This window comes from Mammaliicoccus sp. Q-M61, assembly GCF_022386055.1.
In the GTDB taxonomy this organism is placed as follows: domain Bacteria; phylum Bacillota; class Bacilli; order Staphylococcales; family Staphylococcaceae; genus Mammaliicoccus; species Mammaliicoccus sciuri_A.
Genome location: NZ_JAJNJL010000009.1, coordinates 66,220 through 85,187 on the forward strand (window position 1 = coordinate 66,220; position 18,968 = coordinate 85,187).

Annotated in this window: 15 protein-coding genes and 1 other annotated feature; of the genes, 7 read left to right on the forward strand and 8 right to left on the reverse strand. The window is 33.9% G+C overall.

Going from position 1 to position 18,968, the window contains the following annotated elements; translation table 11 throughout:
• Positions 1–119 precede the first annotated feature (119 nt).
• Positions 120–430 (forward strand) — a binding site (T-box leader).
• A gap of 71 nt (positions 431–501) precedes the next feature.
• Genes LQ677_RS11375 through LQ677_RS11395 form a run of 5 tightly spaced genes read left to right on the forward strand, consistent with a single transcriptional unit; the run spans position 502 to position 7,575 of the window.
• The gene (locus LQ677_RS11375; RefSeq protein ID WP_037589454.1) at positions 502–1,608 is read left to right on the forward strand and encodes a PLP-dependent transferase; all 1,107 of its coding nucleotides are present in this window, start codon (positions 502–504) and stop codon (positions 1,606–1,608) included.
• Positions 1,605–2,777, forward strand: a complete 1,173-nt coding sequence (gene metC / locus LQ677_RS11380; RefSeq protein ID WP_037589456.1) for a cystathionine beta-lyase MetC — start codon at positions 1,605–1,607, stop codon at positions 2,775–2,777. Before LQ677_RS11375 ends, metC begins: the two co-directional genes overlap by 4 nt.
• On the forward strand, positions 2,734–4,572 hold the full coding sequence (locus LQ677_RS11385; protein ID WP_204258872.1) for a bifunctional homocysteine S-methyltransferase/methylenetetrahydrofolate reductase: 1,839 nt from the start codon (positions 2,734–2,736) through the stop codon (positions 4,570–4,572). The genes metC and LQ677_RS11385 overlap by 44 nt, the downstream gene beginning before the upstream one ends.
• Positions 4,566–6,815, forward strand: coding sequence for a 5-methyltetrahydropteroyltriglutamate--homocysteine S-methyltransferase (metE, locus tag LQ677_RS11390; protein WP_126476368.1), 2,250 nt, complete (start codon positions 4,566–4,568; stop codon positions 6,813–6,815). Before LQ677_RS11385 ends, metE begins: the two co-directional genes overlap by 7 nt.
• Before the next feature lie 16 nt (positions 6,816–6,831).
• Positions 6,832–7,575, forward strand: coding sequence for a cyclase family protein (locus tag LQ677_RS11395; RefSeq protein WP_025906211.1), 744 nt, complete (start codon positions 6,832–6,834; stop codon positions 7,573–7,575).
• Positions 7,576–7,684: 109 nt separating this feature from the next.
• On the opposite strand, the gene LQ677_RS11400 is transcribed toward LQ677_RS11395, so the two are convergent.
• The 8 genes from LQ677_RS11400 to rpmH all read right to left on the reverse strand — a co-directional run bounded on the left by LQ677_RS11400 (position 7,685) and on the right by rpmH (position 15,681).
• Positions 7,685–9,139, reverse strand: a complete 1,455-nt coding sequence (locus LQ677_RS11400) for a carbon starvation CstA family protein (RefSeq protein WP_037589460.1) — start codon at positions 9,137–9,139, stop codon at positions 7,685–7,687.
• 151 nt (positions 9,140–9,290) lie between these two features.
• Positions 9,291–10,130 (reverse strand): nucleoid occlusion protein, encoded by an 840-nt coding sequence (noc, locus tag LQ677_RS11405; protein ID WP_025906213.1) that lies wholly within the window; start codon positions 10,128–10,130, stop codon positions 9,291–9,293.
• Between the two features lie 40 nt (positions 10,131–10,170).
• Positions 10,171–10,890 carry a 16S rRNA (guanine(527)-N(7))-methyltransferase RsmG gene (rsmG, locus tag LQ677_RS11410; RefSeq protein ID WP_025906214.1) on the reverse strand — a complete coding sequence of 240 codons (720 nt, stop codon included), beginning with the start codon at positions 10,888–10,890 and terminating at the stop codon, positions 10,171–10,173.
• Position 10,891: 1 nt separating this feature from the next.
• Positions 10,892–12,766, reverse strand: coding sequence for a tRNA uridine-5-carboxymethylaminomethyl(34) synthesis enzyme MnmG (gene mnmG / locus LQ677_RS11415; RefSeq protein ID WP_048542892.1), 1,875 nt, complete (start codon positions 12,764–12,766; stop codon positions 10,892–10,894).
• A gap of 15 nt (positions 12,767–12,781) precedes the next feature.
• Positions 12,782–14,161 carry a tRNA uridine-5-carboxymethylaminomethyl(34) synthesis GTPase MnmE gene (mnmE, locus tag LQ677_RS11420; protein ID WP_025906217.1) on the reverse strand — a complete coding sequence of 460 codons (1,380 nt, stop codon included), beginning with the start codon at positions 14,159–14,161 and terminating at the stop codon, positions 12,782–12,784.
• Between the two features lie 113 nt (positions 14,162–14,274).
• Positions 14,275–15,072 (reverse strand): RNA-binding cell elongation regulator Jag/EloR, encoded by a 798-nt coding sequence (gene jag / locus LQ677_RS11425; protein ID WP_239748861.1) that lies wholly within the window; start codon positions 15,070–15,072, stop codon positions 14,275–14,277.
• Between the two features lie 29 nt (positions 15,073–15,101).
• A complete protein-coding gene (gene rnpA, locus LQ677_RS11430; RefSeq protein WP_025906220.1) occupies positions 15,102–15,446 on the reverse strand; it encodes a ribonuclease P protein component in 345 nt (114 codons plus the stop codon).
• Positions 15,447–15,543: 97 nt separating this feature from the next.
• Positions 15,544–15,681, reverse strand: a complete 138-nt coding sequence (gene rpmH / locus LQ677_RS11435) for a 50S ribosomal protein L34 (RefSeq protein WP_016999186.1) — start codon at positions 15,679–15,681, stop codon at positions 15,544–15,546.
• 551 nt (positions 15,682–16,232) lie between these two features.
• Between rpmH and dnaA the strand changes: the two genes are divergently transcribed.
• Together dnaA and dnaN are read left to right on the forward strand one after the other, a co-directional pair.
• Positions 16,233–17,573, forward strand: a complete 1,341-nt coding sequence (gene dnaA, locus LQ677_RS11440; protein WP_037589475.1) for a chromosomal replication initiator protein DnaA — start codon at positions 16,233–16,235, stop codon at positions 17,571–17,573.
• A gap of 166 nt (positions 17,574–17,739) precedes the next feature.
• Entirely contained in the window at positions 17,740–18,873 is a 1,134-nt protein-coding gene (gene dnaN, locus LQ677_RS11445; RefSeq protein ID WP_239748862.1) for a DNA polymerase III subunit beta, read from the forward strand.
• The last annotated feature ends 95 nt before the right edge of the window (positions 18,874–18,968 follow it).

Sequence of the window (18,968 nt, forward strand, 5' to 3'; positions counted from 1 at the left end):
AATTTTGAAAGGGATATGCACAAAAGAAAAGTTGAGCGATAAATTAAAATATTCAGAAAAGTTGTTGACAAAAAAATATACGCATAGTATTGTGTAATATATCAACAACGAAAACAAATAAAATCACGATAAAAAGGAAAGTAAATCTTACACTGCAATCATCAGAGAGTTCCCATTTGCTGAAAGGGAACATTGAAAGAAAGATTGAAAATGGCCTTGGAGTGGTGGCATCGATATTGAGGTGTCAACGGGATCGCCCGTTATAGCGATACAGTATTAAAGTCTCTTTAGTGATGATGGCGTACTGGAATTTGTTCACCAATTTTACTGCCATTATATCTTATTGTAAGAGACTCGTACTTATAGAGGTAATGTCAGTAATGTCATTACGAACAAAGGTGGTACCGCGAGCTAAGCTTTCGTCCTTTACATCCGATTTATTTCGGGTTTAAAGGACGGAAGCTTTTTTTATTTTTAAATTCATTAGGGAGGAAGGCTATTATGAAATCTACTCAACTCGCTCAAATTTCATTAACTAAAGACCATACCGGGGCAACGACAAACCCAATTTATCTTTCAACAGCCTATCAACATGAAAAATTAGGTTGTTCAACTGGCTTTGATTATACAAGAACGAAAAATCCAACTCGCTCAAACTTTGAAGAGGCTTTCGCCAAACTTGAAGGTGGTAAATACTCATTTGCAACTTCAAGCGGTATGGCTAGCATCCAATTAGTTTGTAACTTATTTAAACCAAATGATGAAATTTTAGTGTCATTCGATTTATACGGCGGCACATTTAGACTATTTGAATTTTACGAAAAACAATACAATATCAAATTTAAATACATTGATTTTTCAAATATTGATGAAGTAAACGCATCGATTAATGAACATACACGTGCATTCTTTATTGAACCTATTTCAAATCCGTTAATGTTCTCAGTAGATTTAAATCCTTTATATGAAATTGCACAAGCAAGAAATATATTAACGATTATAGATAACACGTTCTTAACACCATACTTATCAACACCATTAAAAGACGGTGCTGACATCGTCTTACATTCTGCTACAAAGTACATAAGTGGTCATAATGATGTGTTAGCTGGCATTGTCACTGTATCAGATGATTACTTAGGTGAAGTGCTTGGCCAGTTTCATAATATGATCGGTGCAACACTTTCACCATTCGATAGTTATTTATTACTGAGAGGCTTAAAGACATTACATTTACGACTTGACCGTTCTACTGAAAATGCTCAAAAGTTAGCACAATCACTACAATCTGTTGAAAGCATTGATGAAGTTCTTTACTCAGGTCAAACCGGAATGTTAAGTATCCGTTTAAACAATGCATATAGCGTTGATAGCTTCTTACAAAATATTAAATTATGTATTTTTGCTGAAAGTCTTGGCGGTACTGAAACATTTATCACATTCCCATATACACAAACACATGTAGATATGGCAGATGAAGAAAAAGATAAACGCGGTATAGATGAATATTTACTCCGTTTATCTATTGGAATAGAAGATTATGAAGATATTTACGAAGACATACTACAAGCCTTAAAAAATTCAAGAAAAGAAGGAGTGTCAATATGAGCTATTCAAAAGAAACGTCTTTAATATTGGATTCCACTAGAGGTAACGAGCACTTATCAAGCAATCAACCATTATATTATTCATCCACTTATCATCAAGAAACTTTAGGTGGCAATCAAGAATTTGACTATGCACGCAGTGGTAACCCTAATAGAAAGTTACTTGAAGAAAAGTTAGCAGATTTAGAAGGCGGTAATTACGGATTTGCATTTAGTTCAGGAATTGCTGCAATAACAGCTGTCTTCTTAACATTGAAACCAGGAGACCACGTGATTCTTCCAGATGATGTTTACGGTGGAACGTTCAGACTAACAGAGCAAATTCTTAAGAAATTCGAAATAGAATTTACAACTGTCGATCAAACAGACTTACAAAATATCAAAGAAGCTGTTCAAGAAAATACGAAACTAATCTATGTTGAAACACCTTCTAACCCACTCTTTAAAGTGACAGATATTGATGGTGTTAGCCAAATTGCACGTAAACACGACGCACTATTAGCTGTCGATAATACATTTATGACACCGTTAGGACAATCACCATTGAAACTAGGTGCTGACATCGTCGTTCATTCAGCTACAAAATTCTTAGGCGGTCACAGTGACCTCATAGCTGGCGCAGTAGTCGTGAATGACCCAGAACTTAAAAATGAAATTTACCTTATTCAAAATGGTACAGGTTCAGGATTAAGCGTTTATGATTCTTGGACACTTGCTAAACATTTAAAGACATTACCAATTAGATTTAAACAATCTGTTTATAACACAGAACAAATTTATAGATATTTAATCGATAATGAAGCAATTGAAACAGTCTATTATCCAATCACAAATGACACACATTTAAGACAAGCTAAAAATGGCGGTGCCGTGCTCGGATTCAGACTTAAAGATGAATCAAAAGCACAAGCATTTGTTGACCATCTTAATATCCCTCTTGTATCTGTAAGCTTAGGTGGTGTAGAAACGATTCTTTCTCACCCAGCTACAATGAGTCACGCAGCTATTCCTGAAGAAGTGAGAGCTGAACGTGGTATCACTAACGGATTATTTAGATTGTCAGTCGGCTTAGAAGATGTCAAAGAATTGATCACAGATATCGATTGGGCATTAAAGGAGGCTACATATGAGTCTAAAAGAAGCGTTAAAGAACCAAATTTTAGTAGCTGACGGAGCAATTGGAACCATCCTCTACTCTGAAGGATTGGATACTTGTCCAGAAAGTTATAATTTGACACACCCTAACAAGATAGAACAAATTCACCGTTCTTATATTGAAGCTGGTGCAGATATTATTCAAACAAACACGTATGGTGCAAATTTTGAGAAGCTTCAAGATTTTAATTTAGAACATCGCGTAAAAGAAATTCATCGTGAAGCTGTACAAATCGCTAAAAGAGCGAGCAACGATCATACGTTTATTCTAGGTACGGTAGGCGGTTTTCGTAATATCAAAAAGAGTAACTTATCAATTGAAGCCATTCAATATCATACAGAGATTCAAATTGAAACACTTGTTAATGAAGGTGTAGATGGTATTTTATTTGAAACATACTACGATTTAGAAGAATTACTTGCTGTCTTAAAAGATACAAAAGCAAGATACGACATTCCGATTATTGCTCAACTAACAGCTAGTAATACAAATTATTTGAGAAATGGTACACCTATACCAGATGCATTAGAAACATTAGTGAAAGCCGGTGCAGATGTCGTTGGTTTAAATTGTCATCACGGTCCATACCATATGATTAAGACATTTAAACATATTGACTTACCTGATCATGCTTACCTTTCATGTTATCCAAATGCAAGTTTACTGGATTTAGAAGACAACGACTTGAAATACAATAACAACTCAGATTACTTTTCAGATGCAGCGAAAGAGCTCGTTAATCAAGGCGTCAGATTAATAGGTGGATGTTGTGGTACAACACCAGAACATATTAAAAAAATAAAGAATGTCGTCAAAGATTTAAAGCCTATCAAGCACAAAAATGTTATACCAATCGAAACAAAACAGTACAAAAAGCAAAATAAAGCAGAACCTAGTATTAAAGAGCTTGTTCAACAAAGACCAACCGTTATTGTTGAATTAGATACACCTAAACATTTAGATACGAATAAATTTTTCGATGGGATACAAGCCCTTGAAGATGCAGGTGTAGATGCGGTCACACTTGCTGACAATTCCCTAGCAAGCGTGAGAATTTCTAACATTGCCGCAGCAAGTATCATTAAACAAAAGTATAAAATTAGACCACTCGTACACTTAGCTTGCCGTGATAGAAACTTAATCGGCTTGCAATCTCACCTAATGGGACTTTCGTTACTTGGCATTAATGACATATTAACGATTACGGGTGACCCTTCTAAAGTGGGTAACTTCCCAGGCGCAACAAGTGTATTCGACGTTAATTCTAGCGGATTAGCTGAAATCATTACACAGTTCAATCAAGGTATAAACGCCGATGGAGATACATTGAGAAGCAATACCAACTTCTCTGTTGCAGGTGCATTCAATCCAAACGTAAGACGACTAGAGCCAGCAGTCAAAAGATTAGAAAAAAAGATTGAATCTGGCATGGAATACTTTATTACACAACCGATTTATGAACCTGAAAGAGTTAAAGAAATATATGAAGCAACTAAACATATAGACGCCCCGATTTTCATTGGTATTATGCCAATTACGAATTACAATAACGCACTCTTCTTACACAACGAAGTACCTGGTATTAAACTATCAGATACGGTGCTTAACGCCTTTGAAAAAGTCAAAGACGACAGAGATGCTACAAGAGAACTCAGTATTAATTTGAGTAAACAATTGATTGATGCAGTACACCAATATTTTAATGGCTTGTACTTAGTTACACCATTTTTAAAATATGATTTAACAGTTGAATTAGCAAATTATTCACAACTAAAAACTGGAACACAAACCAAGGAGGCAATATTATGACAATTAAAACATCAAATTTAGGATTCCCAAGACTAGGTAAGAAAAGAGAATGGAAAAAAGCCATCGAAAGTTACTGGGCTAAAAAAATAGATAAAGCCGAATTAGATCAAACGTTGCAGGATTTACACAAAGAAATTTTAACAATTCAGAAAGACCATCATGTTGATCATATCCCTACTGGTGACTTCTCACTATATGACCACGTGTTAGATACATCATTACTATTCAACATCATTCCAGAACGTTTCCAAGGACGTCCTGTAGATGACGATTTACTATTCGATATTGCACGTGGTAACAAAGATCATGTTGCAAGTGCGTTAATCAAATGGTTCAACACAAACTATCACTACATCGTACCTGAATGGGACAACGTGTCACCTCAATTAAATAACAATGTGTTACTTGAGAAATTCAATTTCTCTAAAGAAGTTGGTGTAACATCTCATCCAGTTATTCTTGGTCCTGTTACATACGTAGCATTATCTAAAGGTGGAGACCAAAGTTTCGATGAAAAAGTAAGAACACTTTTACCATTATATAAAGAAGTATTCGAGCAATTAACTGAAGCAGGCGCTGAATACATCCAAGTAGATGAGCCAATTCTCGTAACAGACGGTGCAGCTGATCTTCAAGATATTACGAAAGAAGCATATGAATTCTTTAACGAAGCGGCACCAGCTGCGAAACTTGTCTTACAAACATATTTCGAACGCGTTGATTTAAACTTTGTTGGCCAATTACCAGTCTATGGATTCGGTTTAGACTTTGTACATGACAATGGCTTTAACTTACAACAAATCAAAGATGGCTTATTCCCTAAAGAAAAAGCATTATTCGCTGGTATCGTTGATGGTAGAAATGTTTGGTCTACTAATATTGAAGAGAAGAAAGCTTTAATCGAAACATTACAATCTTATACAGATGAATTAGTGATTCAACCATCTTCTTCATTATTACATGTACCAGTTACTTTAGAAGAAGAAACATTAGACGACTCAGTTCGTGAAGGCTTAAGCTTTGCGACTGAAAAATTAGACGAACTATATGCTTTAAAACAATTATTTAACGAAAATGATGACACTTTATATAACGAATTAAAAGCACAGTATGAACGCTTCGAAAGTCAATCATTCAAACAACTAGAATATGACTATGATTCAGTTAAATCAGAACGTACTACACCATTTAAAGAAAGAAAAGTCTTACAAGATCAAGTATTAAATTTACCAGACTTACCAACAACAACGATTGGATCATTCCCTCAATCAAGAGAAGTACGTAAATACCGTGCTGATTGGAAAAACAATCGTATTTCAGATGAAAAATACGAAGAATTCGTACAAAATGAAATTAAACGTTGGATTGAAATTCAAGAAGAAATTGGATTAGACGTATTAGTACACGGTGAATTTGAACGTAATGACATGGTTGAATTCTTCGGTGAAAAGCTAAACGGATTCTTAGTAACTAAGTTTGGTTGGGTTCAATCATATGGTTCTCGTGCCGTTAAGCCACCAATCATTTACGGAGATGTTAAATGGACAGCACCATTAACTGTTAAAGAGACATTATATGCGCAAAGTTTAACTGACAAACCTGTTAAAGGTATGCTTACAGGTCCAGTTACAATCTTAAACTGGTCATTCGAACGTGTGGATATCCCACGTAGCGAAGTTCAAGATCAAATCGCATTAGCGATTAATGAAGAAGTTCTAGCACTTGAAGAAGCGGGTATTAAAGTCATCCAAGTAGACGAACCTGCATTGCGCGAAGGCTTACCTTTACGTTCTGAATACCATGAAGATTATTTAAATAAAGCAGTACATTCATTCAGATTATCAACTTCTTCAGTACAAGATTCAACACAAATTCATACACATATGTGTTACTCACAATTTGGTCAAATCATCCATGCGATCAAATCATTAGATGCTGATGTTATCTCAATCGAAACTTCAAGAAGTCATGGTGACTTAATCAAAGACTTCGAAGATATCACATATGACTTAGGTATCGGTTTAGGTGTATATGATATTCATAGCCCTCGTATACCTACAGAAGAAGAAATTACAGTCGCAATCGATAGAGCACTTCAAGAAATTGACCGTTCTCTATTCTGGGTAAACCCTGACTGCGGATTGAAGACAAGACAAGAAGAAGAAGTAAAACAAGCTTTAACTGTATTAGTTAATTCAGTAGAAAAATTACGTCAAGACAATACAGTTAAACAACCTAACTAATAAATGAGGTGATGTTATGTCATATCCATTATGGAACACGCTAAATCAACTGAAAGAATATAAATGGGTAGATTTAACGCATACATTTGATTCAGAATCTCCACATTTTTCAGCTTTTGAAAATGCAGAAACAAAAACATTGTATAAAGTTAAAGACGACGGTTTCTTTGCCCAATCATGGCAATTTCCTACACAATATGGCACGCATATAGATGCACCTATACATTTTGTAGAGCATAAGCGATATTTACATGAACTCGGTTTACAGGAAACAGTCTTACCTTTAATCGTGTTAGATTTTTCAAAAGAAGTAGCCCAAGATTCAGATTTCAGACTAACGAAAGAACACATTCTTCAATGGGAATCTGAAAATGGACCAATTGAAAGTGGAACGTTTGTCGCATTTAGAAGTGACTGGTCAAAGAAATGGCCAGATAAAGAGCAATTTGAGAATAAAGACAAAGATGGTCATGAACATCTCCCAGGATGGTCATTAGACGCACTTAAATACTTGTTTGAAGAGAGAAAGATCAAGTCAATCGGACATGAAACATTTGATACTGATGCTTCAGTAGACATCCGTAAAAACAATGACATTGTCGGTGAACGATACGTACTTGGTTTAGATACTTTTCAAATAGAACTGTTAACCGGATTAGATGAACTACCAACACGTGGTTCAGTTATATTAGCCATTAGCCCTAAACCTAAAAATGCACCCGGATTCCCTGTCCGAGCATTTGCTATTACCCCTAAATAATAGCACTGCCATATGATATTTTTGAGCGAGTATCATATGGCAGACTACCTTCCCTATATTAAATATATAAAAAGCACCTTTCGATGGAGATCGAAAGGTGCTTTACTGTTTAATATTTAGATACGGGTGATCCTCCGATTTGATAATCTATTTCTATCGCATTTTCACTATTTTTACGATATAAATAATAGAAATACATAGACCATAAAATCGTCAAACCAGCTGATAACCAATAACTAAGTGATAAATCCATCCCAAATCCTATTGGTTGGCTTAATATATATGTGAATATATTCCATGTCATAAATAAAGCAGGAATTAAAGCGACATAGAAATTCTTTTTAGATAGTAATAAATACATAGCGCCTATCCATAGAGCGATAACAGCTGTTGTTTGGTTTGCCCATGAGAAGTATCTCCATAGTATTGTGAAGTCTACTCTCGTTAAAATAAAACTAATAACAAACATCGGTATCGCAATTGCGAAGCGATTCATTACTTTTTTCTGACCGAAATTAAAATAATCAGCTAAAATCATTCTCGCACTTCTAAATGAAGTATCACCACTTGTAATTGGTAATACAATAACACCTAATATCGCTAATGTTCCAAATACAGAACCTAATAACATAGTAGAAGCCTCACTCACTACAAGCGCCGCTTCACCTTTCGCTAACACTTCTTGTAGACCACCATAGCCACCAAATAAACTCATAGCAGCCGCAGCCCAAATCATCGCAATAATACCTTCAGCAATCATCATACCGTAGAATATTTTACGACCATTTTTCTCATTATTCGTCGTTCTAGAAATAATCGGCGATTGTGTCGCATGGAAACCAGATAAAGCACCACAAGTAATCGTAAAGAATAATAAAGGAAAAATTGGCGCCGAATCAGGATGCATATTTTTCAATGTTAATTCTGGTATTTCCGCACCAGTCATAATTAATCGTACAAAGATTCCTATTGCAGAAATCATCAAGATGAAACCAAATATCGGATAAACTTTACCAATAATTTTATCGATAGGTAGCACTGTAGATAAGAAATAATATAAGAAAATAACAAAAATAATAATACCTAAAGCCACTCTACCATCCATTAAAGAATGTAATAATAATGCCGGACTCGTAACAAATACCGTACCTGTCAATAACAATAGTAATAGTGTAAAGACGTTTACAAGATGTCTCATCACATTACCTAAGAACTTACCAGCTAATTCAGGTAAATGAGCTCCCTTATTACGTATAGAAATCATACCTGTTAAATAATCATGAACAGCACCAGCAAATATAGATCCTAATACAATCCAAATAAACGCAACAGGTCCATATAAAGCACCCATAATCGGCCCAAATATCGGCCCAACCCCTGCAATATTTAACAATTGAATCAATGAGTTCTTATTCGTCGACATCGGAACAAAATCAATATTATCCCTTTGATCATGAGCAGGCGTCGGACGTTCATCCTTAACACCAAACATTTTTTCAATATATTTGCCATATGTAAAATAACCTATAACTAATAAAACGATAGAAACTAAAAATGTAATCATTAAAATCCCCCTTTTTAAATGAAAACGTTTACAGAAAAGTATAAATGACTTTTTTACAAATAACAATAATATCTCGGAAATTTACAGAAATTCTGTATGTAAACATAAAAAAAGAGTTCAGGATATTGTTTAATATCCCAAACTCTATATTTTATTTCTTCTTATAAACTTTAATTGTAATTTCATAGAAGTCTTTATGTTCTTCATCAATTCGCTTGATTTTAATACCCTCTTTTTCAACATTTTTAATGCTTTGCCCGAGTGTATCAAGTGCTTCTGTGATGTCTTGTTCGAATTGAAATTGTTTTGCTTTTACTTTTTCAGAGCCGCGTATTTTCTTAACGCGATCTTCTGTTTGTTTAACGTTTAAGTTCTGAGATTGTATGGATGTTAAGACTTCTTGTTGCCCTTCATCATCTAAACCTAACAATGCTCTTGCATGTCTTTCTGTTATTTCACCTTTTTGTAATGAAATAATAATAGGTTCTGATAATTTGAGCAGTCTTAATTTATTGGCTATAAATGATTGGCTCTTACCCATACTAACTGCTAAATCATGTTGTGTAATGTCTTCTAAATCTAGCAATTTCTTATAGGCTTCCGCTTCTTCTATAGCTGATAAATTTTCTCTTTGTATATTTTCAATCAGTGCAACGGCTGCTGTTTCTTTGTCATTTAATGGTTTAATAATAACTTCAGTTTCTGGTAAATCGTTATATTTCATTGCACGAAATCTTCGCTCACCTGCTATGATTTCATACATACCTTCTTCAATTGGACGAACAACAATAGGTTGTAATAATCCATGTTCTTTTATAGATTGTGCGAGTTCTTTAATTTTAGATTCATCGAATACTTTTCTCGGTTGATAACGGTTGGGCACTATTCTTTCTGTTGATACGACTGCCACATTACCTTCAGCTCGTGCTTCTTCTATGTGTTCTAATTCTTTGTCTTTAAGTCCAAATAATTTAGAAAAAGGCTTTTTCATCTCAATATACCTACTTTCGTTCATACATATTTCCCAGGAATTATTTTGTTAAAGGTTCTTTGTTTGGTGTTCCTGGCTTTCTTGGATACTTCTTAGGTGTTTGTCTTAATTTATCTATCGTAATAATCTGTCTCATACTTTCTTCAAGAGGTAGCGTAAATTCATGTACTGTTTTTACTTCTCCACCCAATACAGAAATTGCAAATTGTGCATCTTCTAACTCTTCATTACCTTGTGAGCCTTTTAATGCGACAAATTGACCGCCCTTTTTCACTAAAGGTAGACATAATTCACTTAATACAGATAATCGTGCTACTGCTCTTGCAGTTACAAGATCAAAGCTTTCACGATACTGTTGTGATTTACCGAATGTTTCTGCTCTATCATGTACAAAGTTTACTTGATCTAAGTCTAATGATGCAGCTAATTCATTTAAAAATTTAATTCTTTTATTTAATGAATCTACTATCGTAATTTGCAAGTGTGGATATACGATTTTTAAAGGAATGCTCGGAAATCCAGCGCCTGCTCCTACATCACAGATCGTTTCAATTTCATTAAAATCTATATAAAAGCTTGGTGTCACTGAATCAAAGAAGTGTTTCAAGTACACTTCTTCTTTTTCAGTAACTGCTGTTAAGTTAATTTTTTCGTTCCACTCTACTAACATCTCAAAGTATGTTTCGAATTGCTTAATTTGTTTATCTGTTAATGTTATACCAGATTCTTTTAACGTATCAATAAAAGTTTGTTCATTCATGTTAGTTCACCTTCTGAATTTTACCTTGTTCAATGTACACAAGTAAAATTGAAATATCTGCAGGGTTTACACCTGAAATACGAGAAGCTTGTGCAATATCAAGTGGTTTAACTTCTTTAAGTTTTTGACGTGCTTCAGTCGCTAAACTATTGATTGCATCATAATCGATATTTTCAGGAATTTTTTTATCTTCCATACGTTTCATTTTTTCAACTTGTGCTAATGATTTTTGGATATAACCTTCGTATTTCGTTTGAATTTCTACTTGTTCTTGTACGTCTTCATCTACTGGTGAAGTTTCTTGTAAGATTTCCATAATAGCTGCGTAATCCATTTCTGGTCTACGTAATAAATCTAAAGCTAATATACCATCTTTAAGCGCTGTTCCACCGCGACTTTCGATAACACTTTGTGTATGTGCATTCGGTTTAATACGAATACCTCTTAATCGTTCTTGTTCAGCTGAAATTGCTTCACGTTTTTGATTAAATTTAGCGTAACGTTCTTCAGAAATCATACCAATTTCATAACCGATATCTGTCAGTCTTAAGTCTGCATTATCATGTCTTAATAATAGACGATGTTCTGCTCTAGAAGTTAACAAACGGTATGGTTCGTTTGTACCTTTTGTTACTAAATCATCAATTAACACACCGATATAAGCATCTGAACGACGTAATATAACGTCTTCTTTACCTAATACTTTACCAGCAGCGTTGATACCTGCCATTAAACCTTGTCCAGCCGCTTCTTCATATCCTGAAGTACCATTGATTTGACCAGCAGTAAATAAGTTTGTAACGACTTTCGTTTCAAGTGTTGGCCATAATTGTGTTGGTACAATTGCATCATATTCAATTGCGTAACCTGCACGCATCATGTCTGCTTTTTCAAGACCTGGAATTGTTTCTAACATTTTACGTTGAACATGTTCAGGTAAACTTGTTGATAGACCTTGTACGTATACTTCTTGTGTCTTACGTCCTTCTGGCTCTAAGAACAATTGGTGTCTTGGTTTATCATTGAATCTTACAAATTTGTCTTCAATTGAAGGACAATATCTTGGACCTGTACCTTTAATCATACCTGAGTACATAGCAGATAAATGTAAGTTGTCATCGATTACTTTATGCGTTTGTTCATTTGTATATGTTAACCAACAAGGTAATTGATCTAAAATGTATTCTGTCGTTTCATAACTGAACGCACGCCCTACTTCATCACCTGGTTGAATTTCTGTTTTGCTGTAATCTATTGTATTACCATTCACACGTGGAGGTGTACCAGTCTTGAATCTCACGATATCAAAGCCTAATTCTTTCAAGTGTTCAGCTAATTTAATAGATGGCATTTGGTGGTTTGGACCACTTGAATATTTCAAGTTACCTAAAATAATTTCACCACGTAAAAATGTACCTGTCGTTAATACAACAGCATCTGCTTCATAAGTTGAGCCGATTACCATTTCTACACCTTTAACTTTATTATCTTCTATAATTAAACGTTCAACCATACCTTGCATAATATCAAGATTTGGTTCGTCTTCAATTACACGTTTCATTTCTTCTTGATACAATACTTTATCTGCTTGTGCACGTAACGCTCTTACAGCTGGACCTTTACCAGTGTTTAACATACGCATTTGAATGTGTGTCTTATCGATTGTCTTAGCCATTTGACCACCAAGCGCATCGATTTCTCTTACAACAATTCCTTTAGCTGGACCACCAACTGATGGATTACATGGCATAAATGCTACACTATCAAGGTTAATTGTAAGCATTAATGTTTTTGCACCACGTCTTGCAGAAGCTAAACCAGCTTCTACACCTGCATGTCCAGCGCCGACAACAATAACGTCATATTTTTGTGTCAAAATTTTTCCTCCTTTTTATTTTCCGAGACAGAATTGACTAAACAGTTGGTCAATTAGTGAATCACTTGCTTCTTCACCAATTACTTCACCGAGCAATTCCCAAGTTTTGATTAAATCTATTTGTACGATATCTATAGGCACACCGTCTTCAGCAGATTGTATTGCATCATTTATAGATGTCTTAGCGTCTTTTAATAATGCAATATGTCTTGAATTTGAGACATATGTCATATCTTGTGCTTGTACTTGTCCACCAAAGAATAACTCTGAAATCTTCTGTTCAAGTTCTTCGATACCTTGTTGTTCAACCATAGAAGTTTGAACTAAAGGATGGTCACCTATCATTGCTTTTAATTCATCAATATCTAACTTTTGTTCTAAGTCCATTTTGTTAATAATCACAATCACATCTTCATCTTTAATGACATCAAATAGTTGATAGTCATTTTCCGTTAATGCTTCATTATAATTAAGAACAAATAAAATCAAATCCGCTTCTGATAAAGCTTTTCTCGATCTTTCTACACCTATTTTTTCTACGATGTCTTCTGTTTCACGAATACCTGCAGTATCCACTAACCTTAATGGTACACCACGAACATTGACGTATTCTTCTAATACATCTCTTGTTGTACCAGCTACTTCAGTAACAATCGCTTTATTATCTTGAATCAAGTTGTTAAGCATAGAACTCTTACCTACATTCGGTTTCCCAACAATGACCGTTGATAGACCTTCTCGCATAATTTTACCTTGCTGGCCAGTTCTTAATAATTGATCGATTTCATTTTCAATATGCCTTGATTCTTTTAATAAGAATTTAGTCGTCGCTTCTTCTACGTCATCGTATTCAGGATAATCAATATTCACTTCTACTTGAGCGAGTATTTCTAATATAGACTGTCTTAAGCCTTTAATAAGACTGCTTAGACGTCCTTCCATCTGACCTAAGGCTACCTTCGATGCGCGTTCCGTCTTAGAACGGATGAAATCCATAACCGCTTCTGCTTGAGACAAGTCAATACGTCCGTGTAAGAATGCTCGTTTCGTAAACTCACCTGGTTCTGCCATTCTAGCACCGTTAGATAACGTTAACTCAAGTACGCGATTAACCGTTACTAAACCACCATGACAATTTATTTCAACGATGTCTTCTCTCGTAAAAGTCTTAGGTGCTTTCATGACAGCTACCATAACTTCTTCTACGACTTCATCAGTCTCAGGATCAATAATGTGACCATAATTAATTGTATGTGATGCTACTTCAGTAATTTGTTTCTTACCTTTATATATACGATTAGCAATATTTAAGGCATCCGGACCACTTAATCGTACGATTGCTATTGCACCTTCACCCATAGGCGTTGAGATACTTGTAATTGTATCTAAATCCATGATATTCTCCTCCACCATTAATAACTATTCTATTGATTGTAAATGGTTTTGTAATATTTTTCGAATATATTGTTCGAAAAAATGCGGAGCGAGATGACTCACTCCGACTATTTTTATTTATTCTTAATGACTAAATATCGATGAGGTTCTCTTCCTTCAGAGTATGTTTCGATATTTTCAATTTTACTGACTGCTTGATGCATAATTTTACGTTCAAAGTTTGGCATAGGTTCCAATTTAACTGGTCTCTTTGTCTGAGTTGCTTTCTTAGCCATATTAAGTGCCAACTTCTCTAACGTTTCTTTACGCTTTTCTCGATACGATTCGATATCTAATATAAGCGTATAATAACCTTTAACAAATTGATGCATATAATTTTGACCTACTATTTGTAATGCGTTCAAAATTTGACCACGCTTACCTATTATATAAGCAGCATTGTTGGAAGTCATATTAATATAAATTGTATTAGACTTAATCTCATATGAACCATCTACATCAATATTCATTTCTCTTATGATATTAAGTACATAATTTAAAGTGTTTTGTGCCACTTCATTTAATGAATCTTTTTTCTGATTGCGATCTTCACGTATACCTGTTTCTGACTGAATATCTTTTTCTTCTATTATTGTGTCTTCTTGATGTGTCACTTCATCTGTTATTGAGCTATTATCCTCTTCGACCGACGCGTGACGATTTTTTAATGCTTCAATTGATTCAAACTGTTTAAGTTCTGGATCGATTACAGTTAGTTCAATTTGTGCATCTTGTTTCATAAATCCAAAAATACCTTTTTTACCTTCATTAATAACATCAATTCTTACTTGTTGTTCTTGAACATTCAAATCTTCTAAACCTTGTTGTAGTGCTTGTTCTACTGATTGTCCTTCATAGCGCGATTTAAGCATGCTGCAACCTCCTAGTAATATATCAATACTTAGGGAATACGTTTATTAAAAACTTTAGCAATCTTCAATACATGCTCTAAACTCTTCTGTGTTTCAATGACTTTTAAATCAACAGCTTGGTTTCGAGCAATAACAATGATGTCTTTAGGAATAATATTTTCTTTATGATTCTTAAAACATTCTCTAATGGACCTTTTAATTCTATTTCTTGTAACAGCATTACCCATTTTCTTTGAAACACTTATACCTAATCTAAAGTGATCAAGATCATTTTCAGCTGTGTAAATAACAAATTGTCTATTAGCGACTGACTTACCTTTTTTATAAATTCTTTGAAAATCATTATTTTTCTTTATTCGATAAGCCTTTTCCACAAACATCCACTCCACAATACATCACTTAATTATTGTTTATTATACAAAACAATTCCTTCAATTAAAACAAAAAAAAGACCACTGCTCTTCAGTGATCTTAAGCTGATAATACTTTTCTACCTTTACGACGACGGCGAGCTAATACTTTACGGCCGTTTTTAGAACTCATACGTGCACGGAAACCGTGTACTTTACTATGTTTACGTTTATTTGGTTGATACGTACGTTTTACCATTTAAGAACACCTCCATTAATTATTCTTAACATCTAATTCTACATTAGATTATCATTTGTATGATATTCATTTATATATATCAGAAGATTAGTTTCAAAATTATTTATACCATACGTGTGATTTGTCACAATTTCAATAACTACTAAACTATAACAAATCAGATTTTAAAAATCAAGAAGAAATTTACAACTTCTATTTATTAAGTTATCCACTTATTCACAATGCATAACCAACTTTTTGTGGATAAATTGATTAAGATTTATTCTTATTCACAAAATAATCTCACCAAACTGCACATATTCACAGGTATTTGACAACTCGATTTGTTTAAAAGTATAATTGTGTGGATAAGTTATACAAAGCATTGATATTACTGTGATTATTTCATAAATATTTACGTGTAAAGATTGTGGACAAGAGAATTATAAAGTGTAGTTATCCACCGTTTGTGTGTAAGTTGTGGATAATAATTCACAGCCTGTGATTTTCTTTATCAACAATCTTATTTTATGTGTATAACTCAATAAATTTAAATGAGAAAGAGGACTTTTATGAATTCAAAAGAAGAAATTTGGGAGCAAGTGTTATCTATTGCTGAAGATCAAATCGCTTCTGCTGGTTATAATACATGGTTCAAAGGGACTTACTTACATCAAATTGATAGTAAGCGCGCAATAGTTGTTGCACAAAGTCCTTTTGTTGCTGAGTGGTTAACCAATAAATATCATGAACATGTCACAAACTTTATCTATGAAGTGATTGGAGACAAAGTTCAAGTTAAATTTATATCAGAAGAAGATTTACAAAGTGAAGATTTCACTGAACAGCCAGAAAAACCTAAAGAAACTGAAGCATATGAAGAAGTTACAAATAGTCAGCTGAACAGTAATAACACTTTTGATACATTCGTTATTGGGCCTGGTAACCAGTTCCCGCATGCTGCTTCACTTGCAGTAGCTGAAGAACCAGCCAATGCTTATAATCCGCTTTTCATATATGGAGGCGTCGGTTTAGGAAAGACACATTTAATGCATGCAATTGGTCATTATGTGCTTGAACAAAATCCAAATGCGAACGTTCTATATACATCAAGCGAAAAATTCACAAATGAATTTATTAAGTCTATACGTATGAACGATACGGAAAGCTTTAGAGACAAGTATCGAAACATCGATGTGCTCTTAATAGATGACATTCAATTCATTCAAAAGAAAGAACAAACGCAAGAAGAATTCTTCCATACTTTTAATGATTTACATCAAAATAAAAAGCAAATTGTCATCTCAAGTGACCGTCCGCCTAAAGAAATTCCAACTTTAGAAGATCGTTTAAGAACACGTTTCGAATGGGGATTAATAGTAGATATTACGCCTCCTGACTTTGAGACGAGAATGGCTATTTTACAAAAGAAAATCGAAGAAGAAAATTTAGATATACCTGTTGAAGCTTTAACTTATATCGCTAATTCTATTCAATCCAATATACGTGAATTAGAAGGTGCTTTAACGAGAGTATTAGCATACTCCAAACTTAGAAATAAACCGATCAACACAGATTTAGTAGCAGAAGCACTTAAAGATATTATTTCATCACCAAGATCAACAAAAATCACGATTCAAGACATTCAACAAGCGGTTAGTAAAATGTATAACGTTAGAATCGAAGACTTTGCTGCTAAGAAACGTACAAAATCAATTGCATATCCGAGACAAATCGCTATGTATCTATCAAGAGAACTTACTGATTTTTCATTACCTAAAATTGGTGAAGAATTTGGTGGACGAGATCATACAACTGTCATCCATGCACATGATAAAATTAAAAAAGATTTAGAAAATAATCCAGAACTCAAAAATGATTTAGAACAACTAGAAAAACAAATCCGTGGATAATGTGGATAAGTTGTGCACAGTCATACACAGTTTATCAACATGTGAATAACTTTTATATCACCGTTTAAAGCGGGTTATCCACCAATCCACAGCCCCTATGACTATTACTATGATTTTAAAAGATATATAATTAAATATATAACGACTGGAAGGAGTTTTATAAGTTATGAAATTTACAATTCAACGAGATTACTTTCTTAATCAATTGAATGATACATTAAAAGCAATTTCACCAAGAACTACATTACCGATACTTACAGGAATCAAGATAGATGCGACAGATAAAGGCATCATCTTAACAGGATCAGACTCTGAAATATCAATAGAAATAACAATAAATCAAAATATTGATGGTGAAAAAATTGTAGATATTGAAGAAAAAGGTTCTGTAGTACTTCCAGGACGTTTCTTTGTAGATATCGTTAAAAAATTACCAGGTAAAACCGTTAATTTATCAACGAATGATCAATTTAAAACACTTATCACATCAGGACATTCTGAATTTAACGTAAGTGGTTTAGATCCAGATCAATATCCATTATTACCACAAGTATCTGAAGACGATGCCATTAAATTACCAATCAAAGTATTAAAGAACATTATCGCACAAACGAACTTTGCAGTGTCCACGTCAGAAACACGTCCTGTATTAACAGGTGTTAACTGGCTTATTCAAAACAATGAACTGATCTGTACTGCAACAGATTCACACAGACTTGCATTAAGAAAATTAAAATTAGAAGACGAAGAAATCGATGATAAAAATGTGATTATTCCAGGTAAAGCTTTATCTGAATTAAACAAAATCGTTTCTGATTCTGAAGAAGACATCAATATCTTCTTTGCAAGTAACCAAGTATTATTTAAAGTTGGTCACATTAACTTTATTTCAAGATTACTTGAAGGGAACTATCCAGATACAACAAGATTATTCCCAGAGAACTATGAAACTAAAATCATCTTAGATAACAGTGACTTCTATCATGCAATAGACCGTGCATCATTATTAGCACGTGAAGGTGGTAACAACGTCATTAAATTATCTACGGATGTTGATAAAGTTGAATTATCATCTACTTCACCAGAAATCGGTACAGTTAAAGAAGATGTATCTACAGACAATGTTGAAGGTGAGTCATTAAAAATCTCATTCAACTCTAAATACATGATGGATGCATTAAAAGCTATCGACAACGATGAAGTACAAGTAGAATTCTTTGGAACAATGAGACCATTTATTCTTAAACCTAAAGACGACGAAACAGTCGTACAACTTATCTTACCGATCAGAACATATTAATCAGCATGTAGTAGCTGGGACTCAAATTGGGTCTCAGCTTTTTTTGTGTCAAGTTTACTTGACATAGTGTAAAAATTCATATAATGTAAAGTTAA